This is a genomic window from Planctopirus hydrillae (genome assembly GCF_001707835.1).
GTDB lineage: Bacteria > Planctomycetota > Planctomycetia > Planctomycetales > Planctomycetaceae > Planctopirus > Planctopirus hydrillae.
The window spans coordinates 1-21002 of the sequence record NZ_LYDR01000050.1 but is presented as its reverse complement, the minus strand read 5'-3'; the positions used below and the strand labels follow the sequence as shown (position 1 = coordinate 21002).

The 21002-nt window shown below is 52.9% G+C and carries 17 protein-coding genes and 1 pseudogene; 11 read left to right on the top strand and 7 right to left on the bottom strand.

The annotated features are described in order from the left end of the window. The first annotated feature begins 117 nt into the window (after nt 1-117). The 3 genes from A6X21_RS06490 (at nt 118) to A6X21_RS06480 (ending at nt 4614) form a co-directional block, all read left to right on the top strand. Complete coding sequence (locus A6X21_RS06490; protein ID WP_165603698.1) at nt 118-828, top strand: phosphatase PAP2 family protein; 711 nt, start codon at nt 118-120, stop codon at nt 826-828. A 152-nt stretch (nt 829-980) separates the two neighbouring features. Then, nucleotides 981-2873, top strand: a complete 1893-nt coding sequence (locus A6X21_RS06485; RefSeq protein WP_068846803.1) for a SpoIIE family protein phosphatase — start codon at nt 981-983, stop codon at nt 2871-2873. A 7-nt stretch (nt 2874-2880) separates the two neighbouring features. After that, on the top strand, nt 2881-4614 hold the full coding sequence (locus A6X21_RS06480) for an ATP-binding protein (protein WP_068846802.1): 1734 nt from the start codon (nt 2881-2883) through the stop codon (nt 4612-4614). Between the two features lie 780 nt (nt 4615-5394). Here A6X21_RS06480 and A6X21_RS06475 read toward each other — a convergent pair. After that, nucleotides 5395-5703, bottom strand: a complete 309-nt coding sequence (locus A6X21_RS06475) for a ribosomal protein L7/L12 (RefSeq protein ID WP_068846801.1) — start codon at nt 5701-5703, stop codon at nt 5395-5397. A 199-nt stretch (nt 5704-5902) separates the two neighbouring features. Between A6X21_RS06475 and A6X21_RS06470 the strand changes: the two genes are divergently transcribed. Both A6X21_RS06470 and A6X21_RS06465 read left to right on the top strand, forming a co-directional pair. Continuing rightward, the gene (locus A6X21_RS06470; protein WP_068846800.1) at nt 5903-6367 is read left to right on the top strand and encodes a hypothetical protein; all 465 of its coding nucleotides are present in this window, start codon (nt 5903-5905) and stop codon (nt 6365-6367) included. A 29-nt stretch (nt 6368-6396) separates the two neighbouring features. Further along, nucleotides 6397-6678 (top strand): hypothetical protein, encoded by a 282-nt coding sequence (locus A6X21_RS06465; protein WP_068846799.1) that lies wholly within the window; start codon nt 6397-6399, stop codon nt 6676-6678. Between the two features lie 423 nt (nt 6679-7101). On the opposite strand, the gene A6X21_RS06455 is transcribed toward A6X21_RS06465, so the two are convergent. Further along, a complete protein-coding gene (locus A6X21_RS06455) occupies nt 7102-7305 on the bottom strand; it encodes a hypothetical protein (protein ID WP_068846797.1) in 204 nt (67 codons plus the stop codon). 289 nt (nt 7306-7594) lie between these two features. Beyond that, a complete protein-coding gene (locus tag A6X21_RS06450) occupies nt 7595-8374 on the bottom strand; it encodes a class I SAM-dependent methyltransferase (RefSeq protein WP_068846796.1) in 780 nt (259 codons plus the stop codon). Between the two features lie 218 nt (nt 8375-8592). On the opposite strand from A6X21_RS06450, the gene A6X21_RS06445 reads away from it, so the two are divergent. Then, nucleotides 8593-9012, top strand: coding sequence for a hypothetical protein (locus A6X21_RS06445; protein ID WP_131818216.1), 420 nt, complete (start codon nt 8593-8595; stop codon nt 9010-9012). Nucleotides 9013-9168: 156 nt separating this feature from the next. Here the strand turns inward: A6X21_RS06445 and ggt are convergent, their stop codons facing one another. Continuing rightward, nucleotides 9169-10902: a gamma-glutamyltransferase gene (gene ggt, locus A6X21_RS06440; RefSeq protein ID WP_083233437.1), complete on the bottom strand. Its 1734-nt coding sequence runs from the start codon at nt 10900-10902 to the stop codon at nt 9169-9171. A 52-nt stretch (nt 10903-10954) separates the two neighbouring features. Further along, nucleotides 10955-11164 carry a hypothetical protein gene (locus A6X21_RS06435; protein WP_068846794.1) on the bottom strand — a complete coding sequence of 70 codons (210 nt, stop codon included), beginning with the start codon at nt 11162-11164 and terminating at the stop codon, nt 10955-10957. A 58-nt stretch (nt 11165-11222) separates the two neighbouring features. On the opposite strand from A6X21_RS06435, the gene A6X21_RS06430 reads away from it, so the two are divergent. Further along, nucleotides 11223-11924 carry a hypothetical protein gene (locus A6X21_RS06430; protein ID WP_131818215.1) on the top strand — a complete coding sequence of 234 codons (702 nt, stop codon included), beginning with the start codon at nt 11223-11225 and terminating at the stop codon, nt 11922-11924. A gap of 127 nt (nt 11925-12051) precedes the next feature. On the opposite strand, the gene A6X21_RS06425 is transcribed toward A6X21_RS06430, so the two are convergent. Then, nucleotides 12052-15381 carry a WD40 repeat domain-containing protein gene (locus A6X21_RS06425; protein WP_131818214.1) on the bottom strand — a complete coding sequence of 1110 codons (3330 nt, stop codon included), beginning with the start codon at nt 15379-15381 and terminating at the stop codon, nt 12052-12054. 650 nt (nt 15382-16031) lie between these two features. Between A6X21_RS06425 and A6X21_RS06420 the strand changes: the two genes are divergently transcribed. Then, entirely contained in the window at nt 16032-17792 is a 1761-nt protein-coding gene (locus A6X21_RS06420) for a sulfatase-like hydrolase/transferase (protein WP_068846791.1), read from the top strand. A gap of 79 nt (nt 17793-17871) precedes the next feature. Continuing rightward, entirely contained in the window at nt 17872-18093 is a 222-nt protein-coding gene (locus A6X21_RS06415) for a hypothetical protein (RefSeq protein WP_068846790.1), read from the top strand. Nucleotides 18094-18289: 196 nt separating this feature from the next. Here the strand turns inward: A6X21_RS06415 and hpnE are convergent, their stop codons facing one another. Beyond that, nucleotides 18290-19825 (bottom strand): hydroxysqualene dehydroxylase HpnE, encoded by a 1536-nt coding sequence (hpnE, locus tag A6X21_RS06410; RefSeq protein WP_068846789.1) that lies wholly within the window; start codon nt 19823-19825, stop codon nt 18290-18292. Nucleotides 19826-19874: 49 nt separating this feature from the next. Between hpnE and A6X21_RS06405 the strand changes: the two genes are divergently transcribed. Then, entirely contained in the window at nt 19875-20699 is an 825-nt protein-coding gene (locus tag A6X21_RS06405) for a ComF family protein (RefSeq protein WP_068846788.1), read from the top strand. A 127-nt stretch (nt 20700-20826) separates the two neighbouring features. Continuing rightward, nucleotides 20827-20925, top strand: a pseudogene (locus A6X21_RS24005) (hydroxymethylbilane synthase); the annotation flags it as partial. Nucleotides 20926-21002: the final 77 nt, after the last annotated feature.

Sequence of the window (21002 nt, the reverse complement as noted above, 5' to 3'; positions counted from 1 at the left end):
TTTTCTGTTAAGCTGCGCTTTGCGAAGTAGCTTACGGCGAAAAGAGTTACGCCGTGGTGCTGGATGTTTGCGGCTGGCTTATGGTCAGGTTGACCAGGGATGGAGGGAGACGCGGGATTGAGTGAGAGTGTTGCCAGGGAAGTTCGTGCCTGTGCGTCAGAGCCAGAACCCATGGATTCTCAGAAGGAATCACCGGGGCCAAGGAGATCATCGCCGGGCAAAAAAGTCTGGCAGCAGCGATTGGCACTGCTGGCGGCCCTGATGGCAGGTGCGATGCTGGCCTTTCAGTGGGATTTGCCGGTGGCAAGGTGGGTCCATGCTCATCGCGCACTGGGAATCGTCCGCGAGTTTTTCGAGGCAGCCGAGTATTATGGGCAGGCCTTTGGGACGCTGTTGATTATCGTGACGGTGGGTGTTCTGGATCCTGCGAAGAAGCGACTGTTGCCCTGGTTACTGGCTGCGTCGCTGGGAGCAGGGCTGACTGCTGATGTCGCCAAGCAATTGATCGAACGGCAAAGACCGCGTGAGCTCGATTTGGCGAACGTCGAAGTCACGACAACCATCAGATCGGTACTCCCATTTCTGGAAGGAAAAGTGGCCAGCCACAGCTTTCCTTCCGGACATACGGCAACAGCCTTCGGGCTGACCGTCGCACTTTCGACGTTGTATCGTCGAGGAAAAACCTGGTTTGTGATCCTCGCATGCCTGGTCGGAGTGCAGCGAGTGCAATCGCTTTCTCACTTTCCCAGTGATGTACTGGCCGGGGCGGCAATCGGTCTTCTGGTGGGCTGGCTGATTACCGACTCGAAGCTGAAAGACGCTTGTTAAGTCTCGCGGAAAGAGTTGGACTGCCTCTGAGTGGCATTTTGGGTTAATCTAATTCAAGTCGTTTTGCCACGGGCTAATGTCTGTCAGGTGGCAGGCCGTCAAAATGGGCAGTACCCGTCGATTTGTCGCAGTGTTCCCGGGAGCGGTGGAGAGTGGCCAGTCTGAAGGTCATTAAAGGGCCGGTTGTTGGTCAGATCGTCGAGTTGCGCGAGCCTCGTATGATTCTGGGGCGGCACGCGACAAGCCAGATCGTGCTGGATCACCAATCGGTCAGTCGGCATCACGCACAGATCCTGCGAGAGCATGGCCAATATCGGGTTGAAGATCTCCGCAGTCTGAATGGAACGCACGTCAACCATGAATTGATCCCCGGCCCGCGCGAGTTACGGGATGGTGATCTTCTGCGAATCTGCGATTTTGTCTTCGAATTTCAGGCAGGCCCATTGACGCGCCGGATGAGACCGCGAGATGTGGGGAGCCGGTCTGCTGATGGAGAACCGAGAGGGTTATCCTCTTTCTCGAATGAATCAATCGACCTGACCGAATCCGGTCGCTCGAAAATTGCCAGGTCGGAAAGCGGCAGGCTATCTGCCAAGCCTGCCGGGCGGCAGACAATTCCCGAGACCAGCGATGAACTTTCTGCAGGAGTAGGCGGCGAAGATGGCAGTTCGTCGATTATTTCCACTTTGGATGCAGCCACTGGGCATGGCATTCGAATTAACGTCCGACCGGAAGTAAAGCTCAAATCGATTCTGGAAATTGCGTCGGCATTAGGTGGCATGCTCGATATTGAGGATGTCCTGCCGGCTGTGCTGAGAGCGTTGTTTCGCATTTTCCCGCAAGCCGAGTATGGCTTCTTCCTCTTGCGAAACGACGACGAAGCTGAGGGAAGCCCTGCATGGGATCACAATCCTGCAGAGCGACTGGCCATCCGCGCGACGTGGTCACGGATGGGAGATCAGCAGGAATTCGTCCCTGTGAGTATGACCATTATCAACAAGGCCCTGGAAACCGGGCAGGCGATACTTTCGGCTGATGCTTCGGAAGATGGTCGATTTCAGCGGAGTGAATCGCTGGCCTCGATGAAAATTCGCTCCGTGATGTGCGTGCCATTAATGCGAAGTAACGCCCAGACTTTAGGCGTGATTCAATTGAGCACGCTGGATCTCATGCAGCCATTCGGCGATGAAGATCTGGAATTGCTGGTGAGTGTCAGTAAGCCCGTCACGTTAGCACTGGAAAATGCCGCGATGCATGAGGCCGTGGTACGCCAGCGGGAACTCGATCGCGAACTGCAGTTTGCGGCACAGGTACAACTTGGATTTCTCCCCTCATCAAAGCCCACCCTGCGCGGCTGGAGATTCGCCGACTTTTATGAAGCAGCCCGTAAAGTCGGGGGCGATTACTTCGACTATATACCACAGCCACTGAAGTCGGGCTGTGATGAACTGGCTGTGGCGATTGCAGATGTCGCGGGAAAAGGCGTACCGGCTGCATTACTCATGGCGAGGCTTTATGCAGCGACCCGCTACCGCGTGATCGCCGAAGCGAATTGGCCGGATGTGATGCGGGCACTCAATGGAGAAATGAGTGCCGGTGGGCTGGGGCATCGCTTTGTGACGATGCTGATGGTGATAATCCGCCCCGAAAGTGGCACCGGTAAAGTCGTCAATGCCGGCCACTTATTACCGCTGATTCGACGGAAATCAGGCGAGGTCGAACTGCTGGGTTTGAAGGCTTCGGGAATGCCATTGGGGTTAGCCCCTCTCGAAACGATATATAACGAACTGGAGTTCCAGCTCAAACCCGGCGAAATGATTGTGATCTATACCGATGGCGTGACCGAGGCCATGAATGCCGAAGAAGAAATGTTCGGTCGCGATCGGATTGTGGCCATGCTCAAAGAGCAGGAATGGAAGGCCGAAGAGTTTGTCGCCACTCTGGTCGAAAGGATTGAGACCTTCGCCGATGATCGCTCGCAACGTGATGATCTTTGTATCGTCGCCATGCAGTATGCTCCTGAGATGACGGATACAGGAGTTTGATGCTGTCATGTCGTATCGCTCGATTAAACGGATGCTGGGAGAAACCAGCCTCGAACGCAAATGCCGACTGCTCTTCGGTAGTGGTCTCTTACTGTTGATTACCGGCAGCTTTTATATTTATGCCCGGCAAACCACCGATCTCGTGTTTCGGCAGAATCAGACCACCGCTCGGCTGCTCGTGGCTCCGATCGTTATGGAGAAGCATTGGAAATGGTCGGATAGCGGGAACATCGGTACCGATAACGTCGAGCGCATGGCGGCTGAGCTGAAGCCGGAAGAACTCAAGGACTATAGCTGGACGCTATTAAACGCAGAGCTCTCGAATCCTTCCGCCAGGCCATTGGATGGTGAGGGGCATATCGCTCTCGAAGCGATTCGCGGCGGTGAATCAGAAGTGATTAAAGTCATTCGAGATCGTTCGAGACAGCAGTATATTTATTACGGCGGCGTCTATGCGACTGATTCCTGCCTCGATTGTCATCGGCAGCATAATAAAAATCCGAAGCTGCGCGCCGGCGATCTCATTGGAATGGTGAAAATCTCGTTCCCCTTGGAGAAGACCCAGCGATCGCTGGCGTGGAACAATGCCATTCTGCTGACAACGGCCATTGTCACAGCATTTCTGGCCATGCTGGCTGCATACGCGATTGTGCGCTATGTGATTGTGAAACCTGTGCTACACTTAAAAGATGTGAGCGACGCCATTGCCCGTGGAAGTCTCGATATGCGGGCCGATATCCGCACGGGCGATGAGTTTGAAGAACTGTCCCATGCTTTTAACCGCATGCTCAGACATCTGGTGACTGTGCAGGAAGAGTTGCAGCATGTGAATCATGATCTTGACGGTAAAGTGGATGAACTCGCCCAGGTGAACCTGCGACTGTTTGAGCTGAATAAAATCAAGAACGAGTTTCTGGCAACGATGAGCCATGAGCTGAGAACGCCGCTCAATTCGATTCTGGGGTTCAGCGAAGTTCTGTTATCAAACTCGACACTCCCGGATAAACAACGCCGCTATGTCTCGAATATCCAGACGGCTGGTAAGAATTTATTGAACCTGATTAATGACGTGCTCGATCTGGCGAAGATTGAAAGTGGCCGGATGGAGTTGCACCCGAGCGACTTCTCCATTCACGATCTTGTCGAGCGGCAAGTCGGTTCATTAATGCCGCTGGCGGAGAAGAAGCATCTCGAGTTGACCAGCGAAGTTTCACCCGAAGTTCCTTTGTTGTGGCAGGATGCAGGCAAACTGCAGCAGATCCTCGGAAACCTGCTGTCCAACGCCATTAAGTTTACGCCGGATGGTGGCAAGGTGCGGGTGAAGGTCGATCTTTGCCCTGCTGAACAGTCGTCCGAAGAACAGAACGAGAGCTTCGAAGCGACTGATGTTCCTCCCGTGCTGGATCATTTCGCATTGATCGTCGAAGACACCGGAATTGGTATTCCCTTAGAAGAACAGGAACGGGTCTTTGAAAAGTTCCGGCAAGGTCAATCGACACCTGGTCAAAAAGATCTTTTGACGCGTGAATACGAAGGAACAGGGCTGGGCCTGTCGATTGTCCGCGAACTCTCGCGGCTCATGGGTGGCGAAGTTCGGTTGCAGAGCGAGTTTGGCAAAGGGAGCGTCTTCACTGTCGTTTTGCCACTCAAACTCAAGGCCCAGTCAGAATCAGAAACAATCCTGCCACTGCCAAAACTCGAATCGAATAGCAAACTGATGCCCCGCGTCATCCGCAGTTAGTCCATGTTTCCTTCTGGAACCCTCGCCCGTGTCTGCGTGGGAGAGGGCAGGGTGAGGGTCTTTTGCATCCTTAACACCGTAGGGTGCCATGCGGCGACAGCGAAATGCACCAACTCTTCCCCTTTCGCAGCCATTGCGTCTTCGCGCGAAACATGGCACGTCCACGGCAAGCTCCCGCCGCTTTCCTGTCTCTCCTCCAGCCTTCGTGCTCTTCGCGACCTTCGTGGTGATCTCACGTTTCCTGCTGAATCAAATACCTCCCTCTGGAACCCTCGCCCGCGTCTGAAGACCCCAAAAATCAAAACACAGCGGTAGGGCGTGGGTCTTTAATCCAAGGGTGGCCCGGCCATCTCGTGGCCGGGTTGCCGTGCCATGGCACGGCAACAAGAAGCTGCGCCATGCGCTTGCCCTGCCACCACACTTGACTTCGTCTTGGCAGGCAAGCTTTAGGGGCGCACTACCATGAAGCCACTAAAAAACCAAAACAGTGCGAAAGAGCCTAGTCTTTAGGCTTTTCGACTTGATGTTTTCGTTCTGTCGGGTGGCAGGGGTCGGATTTCTTCATCTGCCCTCTGGTCAATCGAATTCACCAGCGCAAAAGCATCCAAAACATACCTTACTAACTTTCTACAGGTTCGCCATGAACAATCAAAGTTCCATGGCCTTGGAGCAAACGAAAACGTTTGACCCCAGCCACCTCGTATTAAGCCACGCAGTCTCCAGCCACATCTTCCATCAATACACATGCAAAGTTGTGAGAATCAGGCAGTCGTATCGCACCTACTCGAGCAACTCGACGGCATCTTTGGCTTCCTTGAGGCCCATCCCAGTGGCATCACGCAGAACTTTGATCGCTGCGATCTTCTGACGTTGACCAATCAGGTCGATGATCTCGTCTCTGGTAGATGCAGGGAGATCAGTCAGCAGTTTTTCAAAGCGAGCTTTTCTGGCATCGCGCTTCTGCTGCAGTTCGTGCTGATCGACCGGATCTCTCGCCGCAGGCGTACTCAGGAGTTTGAGAAGAAACAGGGCAATCACAGCCAGAAGGCCGAGGACAAAGATGCCTCCGCCAATGAGGACAATGGGCATAGCTTCCAAAAGGTTTTCCTGTTTTTGTGAGAACGTGGCGGTGAACCTATAAAGGTTACAGCAATCAGGATGCTTTGAATCGGGAGTTTCTCGGATTTTCGTTATTCACACAAAAAAATCTCGCACCTGGCGGGTCGTTGAGATTCAATCGGCAGAAGTCCTGGAATGAAACTTTGCTCTGCCAGTCTTAAGGTGAAACATGGAGGAATCAATTGCTCTACAGCAAACTTGGCATCGACGTATCGCAGTGGAGGCCAATAACCGGGCTTGGGAACTGACGACTCAAGAGCGATCTCTTGCAGAAGATCTGGAGATGCTGACTGCCGCTCACATCTCGGCATGGCACTGGTCACAGATTGGTACAGAACTGAATCAGCAGCGGGCGACGATGCTGCTGGCTGAAGTGCATGCGGTGCTTGGTCATGGAGTCGTCGCACGATCACTGGCAAATTCTATGCGGAACTTTTTCGTCAATCGGGCAGAGACTCCCGACTGGGAGATGGCCTTTGTCCACACGATTCAGGCCCATGCCGCTTATGTGGCCGGTGAGATGGAGGACTACCGTAACTCCTATGCCACTGCACGGCAGGCCATTGAGAACATCGAAAGTGAGGAAGATCGGAGCATCGTGTGGCAGACTTTCCGCCTGGCACCGCAGGCATGAAGTAATTCCGCCAATAGAGGATACCGGCCATGGACATCAAATCTCCCGCACTTCTCAAGATGAAAGGAGCATTGTTTGCCTTGCTGGCAATCATTTCTGGAGGCCTGCTGCTGGCACCGCAATTCTCGTGGCAGTCACTGGCCCTGCTGCTGATCACCATCTGGGCGTCGTGCAGAACCTATTACTTCTGCTTTTACGTCCTTGAGCATTATGTCGATCCCAGCTTTCGCTATGCCGGACTCTGGGACCTGCTTCGGCATGGCATACGGAAAAGCAAAGGCGGACAACAGGAGGTGATGCCAGATGAGTGATGAAGAAAACAACGTACCAGATAAGCCCTTCGATGGTCGCTCGGCGATCGTCCTCTTCGCAGTGGCGATTCTATCCAAAGTCTTGGAATATCTGGTGATACCAATCATTGTTCTGACTGATCTGTTAAGAACGTTGACACCATGGTCTTTTCTTGTAAGAAGCACTGTAGCCACGGTGACGCTATTATCACTGTTGATAGTATTCATTTGGATTCGATTTAGGAGAGATCAGCAAGTAAGTCTCCAGTTTGATCAAGGAGTTTCGCCAATCTTGTTTTTCGTCGTGATGTTAACCATTTATTATCTGAATCAACTCATCCAATAACCATGTATAGCCTTAGAATAAAATATTAAACTCTTTGTGAAGCTGGTGTCACCTCGTCTTTTCTTCATGAAATACATACTAAAAAACGGGAAAGGACTCTATTGCATCTCGCTGATCCCCGCTTCACTCGCAGAAATTCGCAATGCGATCAATCGCAGGATGTATAACACGACTCCTGTGCCAAGAAAAATGAACGCGGCCTGTGCTCCAGAAAACACAGGCCCCAGGGTGAGATTGGCCCCATCAGTAATCAAAGCATCCTGTTGACGAGGTGAGAGTTGTTCCCGATGCGCAGCTGCCACTTCTCAATAATCTCTCGGCCTGCAAACTCCGTCGCGAGGACCGTCAAGACAATCGCTATGAGAACTTTCAAGCTTCGCCGCCAAATCGCTGAGCGGATACATGACAGCGCGATGAGGAGTAGCACACCGCAGATGACGACTGTGGGGCATCCCCACGACCAGGAGTTGGTGCGGGAAGACTCCCAGATCTGCTCAAAGGTTTGCATGAGTCATGATTCCGAGAAGATCAGGTGGGTTGCGCAGAGCCTTAACCCACCCTACATAAATAATATCTATACAAGAATAGTATTTACCTTTTGCGGAAGACGTAGACGACGTCTTCGGTGTCGCCGGAGATCGTGATTTCGCCGTCAATGTCATAGCGGAAGTCGTGGACGGCAATCAGCTCTAACTGCGGAACCTGCAGCAGCAGCATGGCCATCTGCTGGGCGGTGTACGTACGGAAGGTCGTCTCATCCTCGATGCGAAACTGCTTCGTGGGCGTATAGACATCATAGTTCACCCCAATCCGCTCAATGCGCGTTTTAGGGTTGATATCTATCGACCATAAACGCGAATTCACCGTCAGGCTCCCCTTGGTGGCCGACCAGCATTCTTCCGTACAAACCTGCGGCGTAAGAGGTGTCAGATGCAGCCCCAGCAGGTAGAGCCCTCCTTTGACGAGGTGATTCGCGACACATTGCAGATGACTTTCCGCAGCCGCTTCATCGGGCAGGTGGCGGAAGGTGTTGATCATGTTGAACATGGCATCCACCTTTTTAGGGAGCTTGAAATTCGCCATATCCCCCACCGTTGCCACAGGTTCGAAACCCTTGCGCACAAACCGGTCGTTACAGAATTTGACGGCATGCGGATTGAGGTCGTTCCCGGCCACTTCATAACCGGCTTCAGCCAGCTTGATGAGCAGGCGGCCTGTGCCGCAGGCTGGCTCGTACAGTCTCGTCACAGGCTTTTTGGAATAGCGCTCGAACGCAGCTTGGAGAAAGTCGAATTCGGCTTTCCAGTCGGAGCCGAAGATCAGGTCGTAGTACTTGGGAAAGTCGTAAAGGTGTCCCTGAATCGTTTCCATGCCGAACGCTGCTTCCGTGTATTAAGGTGAAGGCTGAGTCTGAGTTTTCGGATTGTATCGTGGAAGGATGATGGATGTCAGTGGATCGTGGTGGGTTGATGAAGAGAGGGGCAGCCGAAGTTGATGTTGACGGAATCTGGGAAGGAAAGGATCTTTGCGTCTTGTTCGACGCGTCAGAAGTTCGGTGATTTTGCCTTGGCCAAAAGGAGATGGCGAACATGTTACGGATAATGACCTCGGCATGGGCAGCGCTGGTCGCTGTGGTTTCCGTGACCCTGATGACTCATGAGAATCGGGCGGGGGCTGCCGAAGAGCCTCAGTCGGCATTTGTGGTCGAATGCCTGCTCGAAGAGACCGTTCACGGAAAATCTCAAACTCTCTCCGCACCAAAAATGGTGGTCAGGCCTGCGAGTAGCGGGAAAGTGTCGATGGAGAATTCGAACGAAAGCATCGAGATTGATGTCACGACAGGAACAACAGAGCCTGAAGCGACCCATCAAGTCAGTTTGCAGATGAAGAGCAAAGGCCACACGCTCCTGGCACCAAGAATGACACTCAGCACTGGCCAGACGGCTAAGGCTCAATGGGTCATTGGGGAAAAGACCTGCACATTCACCTGCAAGGTCTCGAAACCATAGCCTTTTCGCCTTAATTGTGGGGATTCGATACCCAACCTCTGCTCTGAGATGTTTCTGAGTCTGAGATGTTTCCAAAGCAGAGGTTTTTGCGTTCCTGGCGCGCGTGGGAATCGCTGCTTGCATTTTCCGCCACTCGATGATCGAGCGGAAATTTGACTAATGCCCCGCAGGCTGGCCATGCTTTCTGGGATCGCTGACTGCCCACAGCTTGCCATCTTTTCTCGTCACAAGCTGGGTGATGGCCAGAGATGATCGCTGGGAAATCTCGTGGCCGAAGGCAGCCAGTTCTTCGCCGAGACCTTCCAGCTTGTTCTCAATCACCAGTGTATTCGGCATCCACTGGTGATGAATCCGCGGGCTGGCCACCGCCGCAGCAGGTTCCAGTTGATGCTCAGTGCTGTTGAGAAAGACCTGGATCGTCGAGGAGATAATCCTGGGCCCACCGGAAGCTCCAACGGCCACTTGCACCTGTCCATCTTTAATAAAGAGTGTCGGTGTCATGCTCGAAAGCGGTTTCTTGCCGGGCTGAACTTCATTGCTGGCACTTTGAAGAAGACCAAACGCATTGGGCTTGCCAGGGACAGCGGCGAAGTCGTCCATTTCGTTATTCAGGATGATGCCTGACTCGGGAAGAACCACATAGCTGCCATAAGTGAGATTGATCGTCTCGGTGCAGGCAACAGCATTCCCCTCACGATCGATCACGGAAAGATGGCTGGTCCCGGCATCATTCAGTGGGGCAAACTTGCCGTAATGTTCGGGTGGAAATGTCTTCGTAAGGTCGATGCGGCTGGCCAGATCACGGGCATGTTCACGAGAAAGGAGTTTTTCGACAGGGACTTGGACAAAGTCGGTATCGCCCAAAAACTCAGCGCGATCGGCATAGGCATGCTTCATCGCTTCCGTCAACAGATGCAAACCCTGAGGAGTGTTATGGCCGAGTGCCTTGAGTGATTGTGCCGGGTGCTTTTCACTATAGGCATCGAGAATCTGCAGGACTTGTAGCAGGCAGATCCCGCCACTGGATGGAGGAGGCATGGTATAGACTTTGCCACCACGCCAATCGAGCTGCAGAGGGGTACGTGGCCGGGGTTTGTAGTTCGCAAGATCTTGAGCCGTGATAATGCCGCCATGCTCTTTCATCCACTGGGCCATTTCGCGGGCAATGGTTCCCTCATAAAAGGCCTGGGGACCATCTTTGGCGATCGCTTCAAGTGCAGGGAGTTGAGGAGAGTAAAACTTCTCGCCGAGCTTCCATGTTTTGCCGGCATTGAGATATCGTTTGTAGAGTCCGGCATACTCTGCATCGCGCTGGCCTAACGTCTTGAGAGTTTCAGCCTGAATCGCAAGGTCGTGCTCGTCGATCGCGTAGCCTTCACGTGCCAGCCGAATGGCAGGTGCCAGAACTGTGGCCAGATCGAGCGTGCCATGTTCTTTGAGAGCCTGGCAAAGACCGGCGACTGTCCCTGGGATGGCGACAGCTTTCGCACCGCGACGACTGCTCATGGGGGCCTTGAGATACATCTCTGGCGTCGCGGCTGCCGGTGCGATCTCACGGTAATCGAGGGCGAAAACTTTTTGCTCTTTCGCCTTCCAGATGACCATAAATCCACCGCCCCCAATACCACAACTGGCAGGCCTCACAACCGAGAGTGCGAACGAGGTCGCCACAGCGGCATCGACAGCATTCCCACCCTGACGCAGCATTTGAGCGCCCGCTTCACTGGCTAAGGGATGATCAGCGGCGACCGCCCCATGCTCAAAAGAGGCGGCAAAGCGATCAGCACGGGCATCATCTGCCAGAAGTGAACCAGAACAACTCACAGCCGCGATGGCCAGGCAAACGGCAGCAAACGTCTCGAAACGGCCCAGAATCGGTAAGGATTTCACAACAACTCCGCATGAATCAGTTCAAAAGGGGAACATTGCTGCGAGCGTAAAACTACTCTGCCACATAGAGAAGTTGTTCGCAACCAAGCTCGACGAGGATCCTTTTAATCCTCTCAGGCGGAAAACTTTCGCTGGCTGATTTCCCGTGACATTCCGGAGAACTCGAAGCGACAAATCGTCTCTTGGGAATGTCGTCAACCAGCCAGCCGGAACTCATGTGGTAGGTTTCACCTGAATGCCCATGAATTTTCATGAGCTGCATCGACTTCACCAGGAAGCCTGAGTTTCCTGAAAACGCCTCTCAAGATGGAGGGACTGGCTTGTTATCTTTTCGAACCGATCAATTTCTGAACTGGCAGCGGGCCTGCCTGGCAGCAGCTCTTCCAGTGGTCACGCTGGTGATTGTTGAGCACGTCCCTGCACAGGATGCGGGATACAACCCGATTCCTGCAGTGCGACCTGTCGTCCCTCAGCCTCTAGTTCCTCAGCCTGTGCCTCCTCAAACCGTGTCTCCCCAGACGATGATCGCTCCCGGCATGGTCACGCCACCGGCGATGGCACCGGCCGGCGCAGGACTCCCAGGATCGACGGGCGTGTTTCAGCCTCCAGTGGCAACCCCTACCGAGATGTTGCCAGTGCCGCCACAGGTTCCGCCGGGTGCCGGTCTGACAGTTCGGCAGGGAATTCTCTCCCCAGCAACCAATCGCGATGGAATTTCGCCACCACCGGGAACATTGGGAACGACCTATCAAAGGCGTTCACGACTGGTTCCCGACGATAAGCATCCGCGAACAGCAATTGTCGATCTGTGGAATGTCCCTGAATCGGCAGATATCAATGCCCGCGGACTCAAACCACGCTGGTATCAGGATCACTGGCGACTGGAATCTGAGACGCCACTCATTCCCGGAATTCCTCACATCTACGGCATTCAGATCACGAAAACGATCGACGGCCAGAAGACAGTCGATGTGAAATGGGTGCGACTGATCATGGGCCGCATTGTGGATCTCGACTTTTAAGGCGCTTACATTATAGAGACAATATCAATCCCACTTGCTAAACATATCATCGATCGAATCGATCCTCGCTCTCAGTGCCTGGTGTACTGAGAGCGATTTTATTGAATCGATGAGTTCGTCTTGGTTATCACTCCAGTCCTCTGCTGAAATCCCAGCAACTCAGAACCCCCGAGTCTGTGAAGACAATTAACCTCGACTCGCTAGGGTGCCAGGTAATCTGGGCATCATTTCTAAATCCGGGAAGTGTTCTCCACTTTCTTTCAGTATCACTTCGGTCAATTATGACAACCTCTTTGTTGCCATTCTTTGACACAGATCCTTTGACGACCGCCCAATACTTACCATCATGGGAAATTTGCAACCTGTCGCCGGGTGATGCAATGGGTGAAGACGTCGTCGATAAAAGGCCTTTTGTCTTAGTATCAAACTCGGCTGTCGACGTCTCCGTGGCGATAATCAAACGATTTTTGCCAGAATGAAAGTCTATATATCGAACAGTTCCGTTGGAAACCTTTACAGAACCGGAAATGTTACCAGCTTTCATATCAATGAATGTTACAGTATCGCTTGCTGAAGCGATGGCTGCCATTGTGCTGTCGGACGAGATAACCATGGGGGTTTCGACACGATCAGAATACCGAACCAATTCCGGAAATGAAGCGACAGGAACTGCGTCATTCGATGAAATATCCACCAGAGAAGTCGTGAAGAAATTCTTTAGACAAAGTACTCTAGAACAATCAGGACTTATCAGGGCTTGGGCATGATCGCGGATGTCCGGAAGAACACAAAATGATAAATTTTTATCTTTGATACGGATAACCCCTGACCTTGTCAGAATGGAGACACTGTTACTCTGATCACAAGCGATTTCACGTGCTGTATTTGGCATCATGGTGGCAATCTGGGATAATTGCTTGCCAGATTCAGAGTCAATTCGATGCAAGATTCCACCACGATCCACTAGAACCAACTGCTTTGATCCGCGAGTAAAACAGGCATCCACGATTGATGACTGAAAAGAGGTCCAAATCTGTTGTTTCTCTGGAGCTCTCTCGACCGCATCGTTCCACTCCGCAGTCTTAGAGAAGAATTGATCTTTGCTGGATAACTCAACATGAGACCCCAGCGATTGCCACATTTTTTGGCGTTTCTCCTGACTTTCCTCCTCAGCCATCTGAGCCATGACACAGGTTGTTATCGTAGCGTAGTCCATGTGGTTAACACGCCGCATTGCCTCAATCAGTGGGTCGAGATCGTCCGCTTCTAGCCCACATGAGTGCTGCCATGGTTCAAGCTCGTTGTTAATGACTCCGCTTACAAGGCGGCATGCCAAAGCATCACCCGCATCGCCCGGATACTGTAATTTAAACCGCTGCGCCAGTTTCATTGGTCCTTGCGCATCACCTGACCACCGCAGAAGAAGAAAATTTCCAGCTGCGTCAACCGCATCAAGGCACATATAATTGGAGGTAAATCCTTTCATCGTCAAATTGATGACTGAGCTGGAGGTCATCGGCTCGATCGCCGCAGAGGTCAGGTAGCAGAGGCTGACGTAAGGGTCGTTTCTTGGGCAATCAATCCCGATAAGGATATCGCGACTTTCCTTCAGAAGAGATTTGAATCTTTCCCGCTGATCACGCGGTGTCATTGGGTCTGACTCATATCCGCGAGTCTTCCAGGCGAGATCTTTGAAGTAGTGAGACATTCCGATTCTCGCAACAAAAGACTTGGGGAACTTCTTTCTGTATTCATCCAAAAGCTCTTTCCGATTAGGCTTACTCTCCGGAGGTAACTCTTTCATTCCGCTGTAAACAGCGCCAATTGCGGGCATTCCAAACCCAAGCATCGTCTTGGACTTATGAAATTTCATCGCCAATGCTTCGATTTCAGAAAACTTGCGATCTTTGAAAAGCCAAGTAATCTTCTGAGACAGGATCCTATGCTGCGTAAATGGTGGAAAGGTTTTGTAAGTGGCTGGACTCAAGTCAGTGATGTTCGGCACGAAATAAAGTTCGTCATCCTTTCCCACATATGACAATAGACCGCCATGAAGTGCTTCCTCGATGGTTTCCAGGCGGCAAAGCATTGTCGCATTCTTTCTCCATGGGCAATCACCGCAGTCATACCACCGATCGCGCCTTGTTAATATCTCACGAATGTCAAACCATTGTTTTTGTAACTCCAGATTGCCCTCCGGGGAATCGGGCATTATATAAAAGAGCACACCAGGCTTCGAAATGTTAAGGTTGTCAAGTCTGCCGTTTGTACGCTTGGGTTTAAGTTGCCACGCCCCATCCATATAGCCTGGGGCCTTTGCGAACTTTGCGTGATCAACGAGAATCTCTGTACCCCGAACTGGTGAAAGTGGATTGATATCCCGATTCTCTGCTAACAGTTTTTCCTGCCCTTTAGCGTTTAGTACCTTTTTTCCAAGCAAGGAATCCACTGAAAAGAAGTATTCCGCTGCTTTATTCAATTTCCAAACGTCTACGGTTGTTTCGCTCGAGAGGATCGCCAGGTGGTTAAAAGATGGATGAAATGCTAATTGCGTTATCGAGGCAGGAAGTCCATCAATGTTAGCCGCAAGCACATTGTCAACAAGATTCCAGACAACGCCCGGGGTGACCGCCTGTTTGTGATTGATACCTATGCAAATTGCGTGGGATCCTTTATGCGAAGCCAGTACACGGAACTGATCAAGTCCAGGAATTGTTGTTTCATGCGTGGGGGTGGATTCGAGGGTGAAGAATGGTACCAGCACACCACCGTCAAACGCACCCATATAGACTTCTCGGTTTTGTGAAAGCGACAGATTCCGGAGTGGCTTCCCCCGATGTCGAAAACCAGAGGTAAGGAACGTTGTCTGAGCTTTTGCTTTTGGTAGCTCGATCAACTTTTGTTCTTTTGGACCGCCGACAAATAGGCGAGATCCCTCCGGTGTGAAGAACAAGGTGGTGGCTGATTGATCGTAGGAATAGCTATTAAGAATATCTCCTTTTCTTATTCCGATCAATGCGATTTCATCTGCGGCAACTGCGATATTTAACCCATATGCATGATCTGCAATATGAGTAATCTTGCCTTTGCAGGCTGATTGCGAAATCAATGCTCGTTTAGCTGAGTCAAAGATATGCACAACTGAGTCTGAGGTAGCTACAATAAAGTATGTTCCTCCGTTTGCAAACTCCATTGCGACGATTGGCTTGTCCAGAACAGGCCATTCATCTCCAGTGATTTTCCCTTCATCGTTCCACCATCGAGCTTTTCCGTCCGCGTGTCCAGTAATTAATGTTGCAGGATGATTGGCGTAGGTCATGCAGGTGATTGGTGATGGCGTCTTAATGGAGAGCGATTTGCTGATTTTGGTAGCGGCAAAACTCACTTTCAGTTGGGGACATAGGATTAGCCCTATCAACAAACCGACAATACGACAGCAGAATACTGGATTGGACATGTTCGTTTACCTTAACGGCACACAAGAAGCTTGTTGACAGAATCACTCTGATCCAGAGTGAGTTTCATGTAGTTCGTGATTCCCCAAGATCGAAAGAGGACGAGTGGAACATGAAACAACTGACTATCTCGGCAGATGTGGTGCGGCTTGTCAACTCTCAAGGTGAGAATTATAAGTAGTTTTCCAGGGATAGAGATAAAGGGCGAGGAGGCAACGATAGACAAGCGGCAAGCAACCATGGGGTATGAATGGCCGAAATCGTAGACTGGTGGACGATGGAGGAGCCCCCGAAAGGGCTTTCCAATGAATCACTGCTCGACATCGATTGGAGATCCTTCATGGGGCGTTTGAACATGTGTGATTGATCTTGATGTCGGGATCCCATCGTGTTTGCCCGCGTTGAGCTGGTTTTGGCTTTAGCCACCTGTCGTTGACTGCCTGCCGCAGGACCTGGCTGCCGCAACGTTTTATGAGGTGACCCCACCTCAGGTTTACCTCCGCCCGAAAAAATACACGTACACACTGTTGGTCAAGCTCTTGACTCGTGCGACAAATCAGACTCTTCTCGATGTCGGCCCAGTGAACCAGGCATCCTTGCTGTCAATTCACCACTTCTGGCCAAGTCCCTTCATCACGCATTGAGAACATCCATGATTCACAAACATTGGCTCGACCACTTTCTCCGGCTGCGATCGTTCCTGTGGCTGCTCGCCGTCGTCAGTCTGTCGATGGGTCTCAATCTCGCCGCCGCTGCCGAAAAGCCGAATGTCCTGCTGATCTGTGTGGATGATCTCAAGCCCACACTTGGTTGCTATGGCGATCCTCTGGCAAAAACGCCGAATATTGATCGACTCGCTTCCCGAGCCGTCCTGTTTGAAAGTGCCTATTGCAATCAGGCCGTCTGTTCTCCTTCACGCAATGCTCTCCTTACAGGCCTGCGTCCGCAGACGCTGGGCATTTACGATCTGGGCACCAACTTCCGAAAATCCCGGCCCAACGCCATCACCATGCCCCAGTTCTTCAAACAGCACGGCTATCACACCGCAGCCCTGGGGAAGATTTTTCATGTCGGTCACGGCAACGGCGAAGACCAGGCCTCCTGGAGTGTCCCGCACGTCAAAGCCAACGTCGTCGGTTATGCCCTGCCAGAAAGCAAGGCCCCCCAGGGTTTGACTCGCGAAGAAGCTCTCTTCGATAACAAGTCAGCCGCCGGCCTTCCGCGAGGTGCAGTGATCGAGGCCGCCAATGTTTCCGATGAAACCTATGCCGACGGCAAGATCGCCCAGGAGGCGATGCTCCGCCTGCAGCAGGCCAGCCAGAAGCCGCATGAACCCTTCTTTCTCGCGGTCGGCTTTGTGAAGCCGCACCTCCCCTTTGTCGCTCCCCAGAAGTATTGGGATCTTTACCAGAGAGATCAGTTCTCGCTCCCCAGTATCACCAAAGCCCCGGTCGGCGCCCCGGCTTATGCCCCTACCAACTGGGGCGAACTCCGCCAATATCAAGGCGTGCCACAGGAAGGCCCGCTCTCCGCAGACCTGCAGAAGGAGTTGATCCACGGCTACTACGCCGCCACCAGTTACATGGATGCTCAAGTCGGTCGTGTCCTCGATGAACTCGATCGCCTCCAATTGACCGATCGCACGATCGTCGTCCTCTGGGGCGATCATGGCTGGCATCTGGGTGATCACGGCATGTGGTGCAAGCATTCCAATTACGAGCAGGCCACTCGAATTCCTGTCCTGTTTTCCATTCCCGGCCGTCAGAAAAATGTCAAAACCAAGGCTCTGCTTGAAACCGTCGATATCTATCCCACGCTCTGCCAGCTTGCTGGCTTGCCGGCACCTGCTGATATCGATGGAAGCAGCCAGGTGCAGGTTCTGAGCAATCCCCAGTCTCACTTGAAGGATCACGTGATTCATGTCTATCCCCGTTCGCCTCAGGGAAAAGGGCCGATTCTGGGTCGAGCGATTCGGACGGAGCGTTACCGCCTCGTCGAGTGGAAGGGCTATGGTGCCTCGCCGGAGACCGCAGAGTATGAACTCTATGATTATCAGGCCGACCCACTGGAGAGAGAAAATCTGGCGAGCCAGCAGCCCCAAGTCGTCGAGCAGCTCAAATTACTCCTGGCTCGCCATCCTGAGGCGAAACCTCAAATTAGAGCGAACTCCACGCCGGCGAAGCCTGCCGGGGAAAAATCCGCACAAAAACCCGCGGCAAAATTGGATCGGGTCCAACTCTTTGCCTCGAAAGACAAGAATGCGGACGGTCAATTAACCCACGAAGAGTTCATGAACAAGCAACCCGACGGCCCCGCCGCCGCCCAAAGGTTTATCAAATTCGATACCAACAAAGACGGCACCCTGAGCCAGGAAGAATTCGTAGGCAGCGGTTCAGCTCGTAAAAGCCAGTAACAGCAACAGTTGGATTTTCGGATCCTTGCGGGTGTTGTGAGGAATCTTGTAGCTATGAAATATTAAAAGAGTAATCAAAATGGGATATCAAGTCATACTCAACAAACAAGGGGCGTACCGGATATTACTGGAAGAACGGCCTGAGGGCGTCTATGTGAACGTTTTTGAAAATGAAGCGTCATCCGGGCCGTACAAAGATTGGCTGCAAGACAATCTGGAAATGGCGATGCGAGCTTGCGAACAGGATTTTCGAGTTGCACGGGATCAATGGAGAGAAGTTCCAGACGAGATCTACCACTAGTTGGGTTTATTGGAAATGACGTGAACCAATCATGGGAATCGTGATTCAAGTGGCGCTTACCGCTGTCAGAACGTATGTCTTGCGAGTGATTGCGGGGGATCCAGGTCAATCGAAGAAGGATGTAGGGTTGCGCAGTGCCTTAATCCAACCGATATGAATACTCTTTAATGACGAGAGCAGTTAGTTAATTGTATCCTTACCCCAGTTTGCCCCACAGCAGTCTTGGGAGTCGGCTCGTGGGGAGGTCTTCGACCAGAACTTTGGCCGGTTGATCGAGTCGACGAAGGACGTTTTCTGCAGCGAGAAAACCGCTTCTGACGGCACCTTCCATCGTGGCGGGCCAGCCGGTTTTCGTCCAGTCGCCAGCCAGTTGCAGATTCGCAATCGGCGACTGCTGTGCGGGCCTTAAAGCTTCACTTCCCACCAATGGCGAAAAGACCGCTTTATGCTCTGTCACCACCCGGGCATGCACTCTGTGTGCATCACCAAGAGCAGGAAAGTATCCCTTCAGCTCATTTTCCACCTGCTCGATGATCTTCTCCTGTGATTGCCCCGCCAGCACTCGACTCGCACTGATCACTACCTGATAGCCATATCGAGCCGTCTGCTGAGGATGCTCCGCTGCACCCGCTTGCCGGGGCTTGATGAACAGCCATTGGCATAAGCCACTCACAAAGGTCGCATGCGGCAAATCTGTGATCGGCCTGTCATACCATAAGTGAACACTCGAAATGGGTGCCGCCTCAAGCTGCCTGGCTTGTGTAATGATCTCCGCCAGCGGGCTCTCTTCGGGAAAGATTTCTCCCAGTCGATACCAGGGAAGCGCCACAATCATTTCCCCGGTGGGGATCATCCGTGAGTCACGCATCGTCAGGCCGGTGACTCGCCAACCATTGGCCTGCGAATGCGGATGACTCACATTACAAAGCTCGACTTTTGCGACACCTTGCCCCACTTCCACCAGCCCGTGGTTGGCTTCGAGATATTGCCGCACAGGCCCAGCCCAGAGTTCTTCCAGCGGCTGCTGCGGAATCTCGACCACCCAGCCTTGAGGGTTACGCAAGAAACCATCGACAAACACCTTCCGCGCCTGCTGCAGACCAATTCGATCCAGCGACTCCGAAAGGGCACTGACCAGCACCACATTCCAGAAGTGATCAATCACCCGGCGTGGCTGACGTTGGTGCTTGAGCCAGTCGGCAAACGTGATCGATGTTTCCGTGGCGACTGCCAATCGCGACAACGCACGGCCCAGCGCCAGCTTTTCCGACAGTGAAAGATAACTCAGCCGGAAAAATGCGCCCGCCAAATGCAGTGGTGCCGGCAGGCGACTGGCGGCAAACTTTGTCATCTCTCCCTGAGGGCCAAAAAAGTACAGTTCCCGCGCAGGTTCAAAGTGCTGTCGAATCCCTGTCATTTCGCAGAAGCGGATGAAGTTCGTGCAGCAGCCCATCGCGACATGCTGGCAGTTATCGATCGCTTCACCCGTGACTTGATCGCGAAAAGAACTCGCCCGGCCACCCAGCCTTGGACGCGATTCGAGGAGCCTGATGGGCACCTGGTGATGCACCAGCGCAGCGGCAGCCGCCATGCCTGCCAGCCCGCCACCCACAATTGTCACTCGCTCCACAGTGATTGCTCTCCCCGGCGAAGTCGCCTGGTGTTGAACCCCGATTTGTTCCCAGTGAATTGTAGCGTGTGCCGATCCATCGCGAGCGAAACCGCCAGGCATCGGCAAATTTTGATTGCGAGAGCCACTGCTGCATTGTGGAATCCCGTGTATGGATCAATCCCCTCAGCACCCGAAACTCACCAACCCGCGACTGCACGGCTGGAGCCGCACGTTGCGTGATTGGCTTTTTCCTCCGGCGTGTGCTCTTTGCCATCAGGAAAGCGAGCCATCGACGAGTCATGCGGGCGGTTCATTCTGCCACGACTGTCGCCAGCAGTTGCATGCCGCCAGTGCTTGGTACTGCCCGCGATGTGGTGCTGTTGTCGGGCCTTATTCGGCCACTAGCGAAGGCTGCATTCATTGCCGCAACGACCGGCTCGCCATGCAGCATGTCTGGTCGATCGGGAATTACGAACCACCCCTCTCACACGCAATCTCTCGCGCCAAGCAGGGAGATCTCGCTTTGATTCAAGGATTGACGGAACTCCTCTGGGAGATCCACGGCCCTGCGATGATTGCGTGGCAGCCCGATCTGGTGATCCCTGTTCCCGTGCAGTGGATTGATCGACTGACGAGAAGTCGCATTCCCACCGATGAACTGGCTCTGCTGATCAGCCAGCGGTTGCAAGCAAAGCTCCTGCTGAGGGCTTTGCGAAAGCCACGACGCACCATCCCGCAGCATCAGCTTTCCGGGAAAGAGCGGCGGAAAAACATTCGTCTAGCTCACCGGGCTGGCTGGCGAACTCGCTTCACCAGCCAGAGAGTCCTGCTGGTCGACGATGTCCTCACGACAGGCAGTACAGCCAACGATTGCATTCGCGCCTTGCAAGCCAGCGGCTCAGGCCCAGTGGCGGTAGCTGTCTGGGGTCGCGGAATCGGTCAACAGCATACCCCACTTCCTCAAGATGAGGCCTCATCGATCCCGCCCATCTGAGTCGATTCGAAGCCCTTTTTCCCGGTGATCATTTCAGCGACAACGGACAATCCTGCCAAACTCGATTACACTGTGTTCTAGTATTCCACCGGTCACACGGTCTTAATTTGCTGAGAATGGCCTTCCCATGCCTGTACTTCGAATTGCCACGCGTGCGAGTCAGCTTGCACTCTGGCAGGCCAACTTTGTTGCGGATTCGTTACGATCGCTGGATCCTGAACTCACACCTTTCTCATGAAAGCGAAGAGAAACTCCGGGCAGGTCTGGCTGCTGCATCAGCCCAATAACCCGTAACTACTGAGC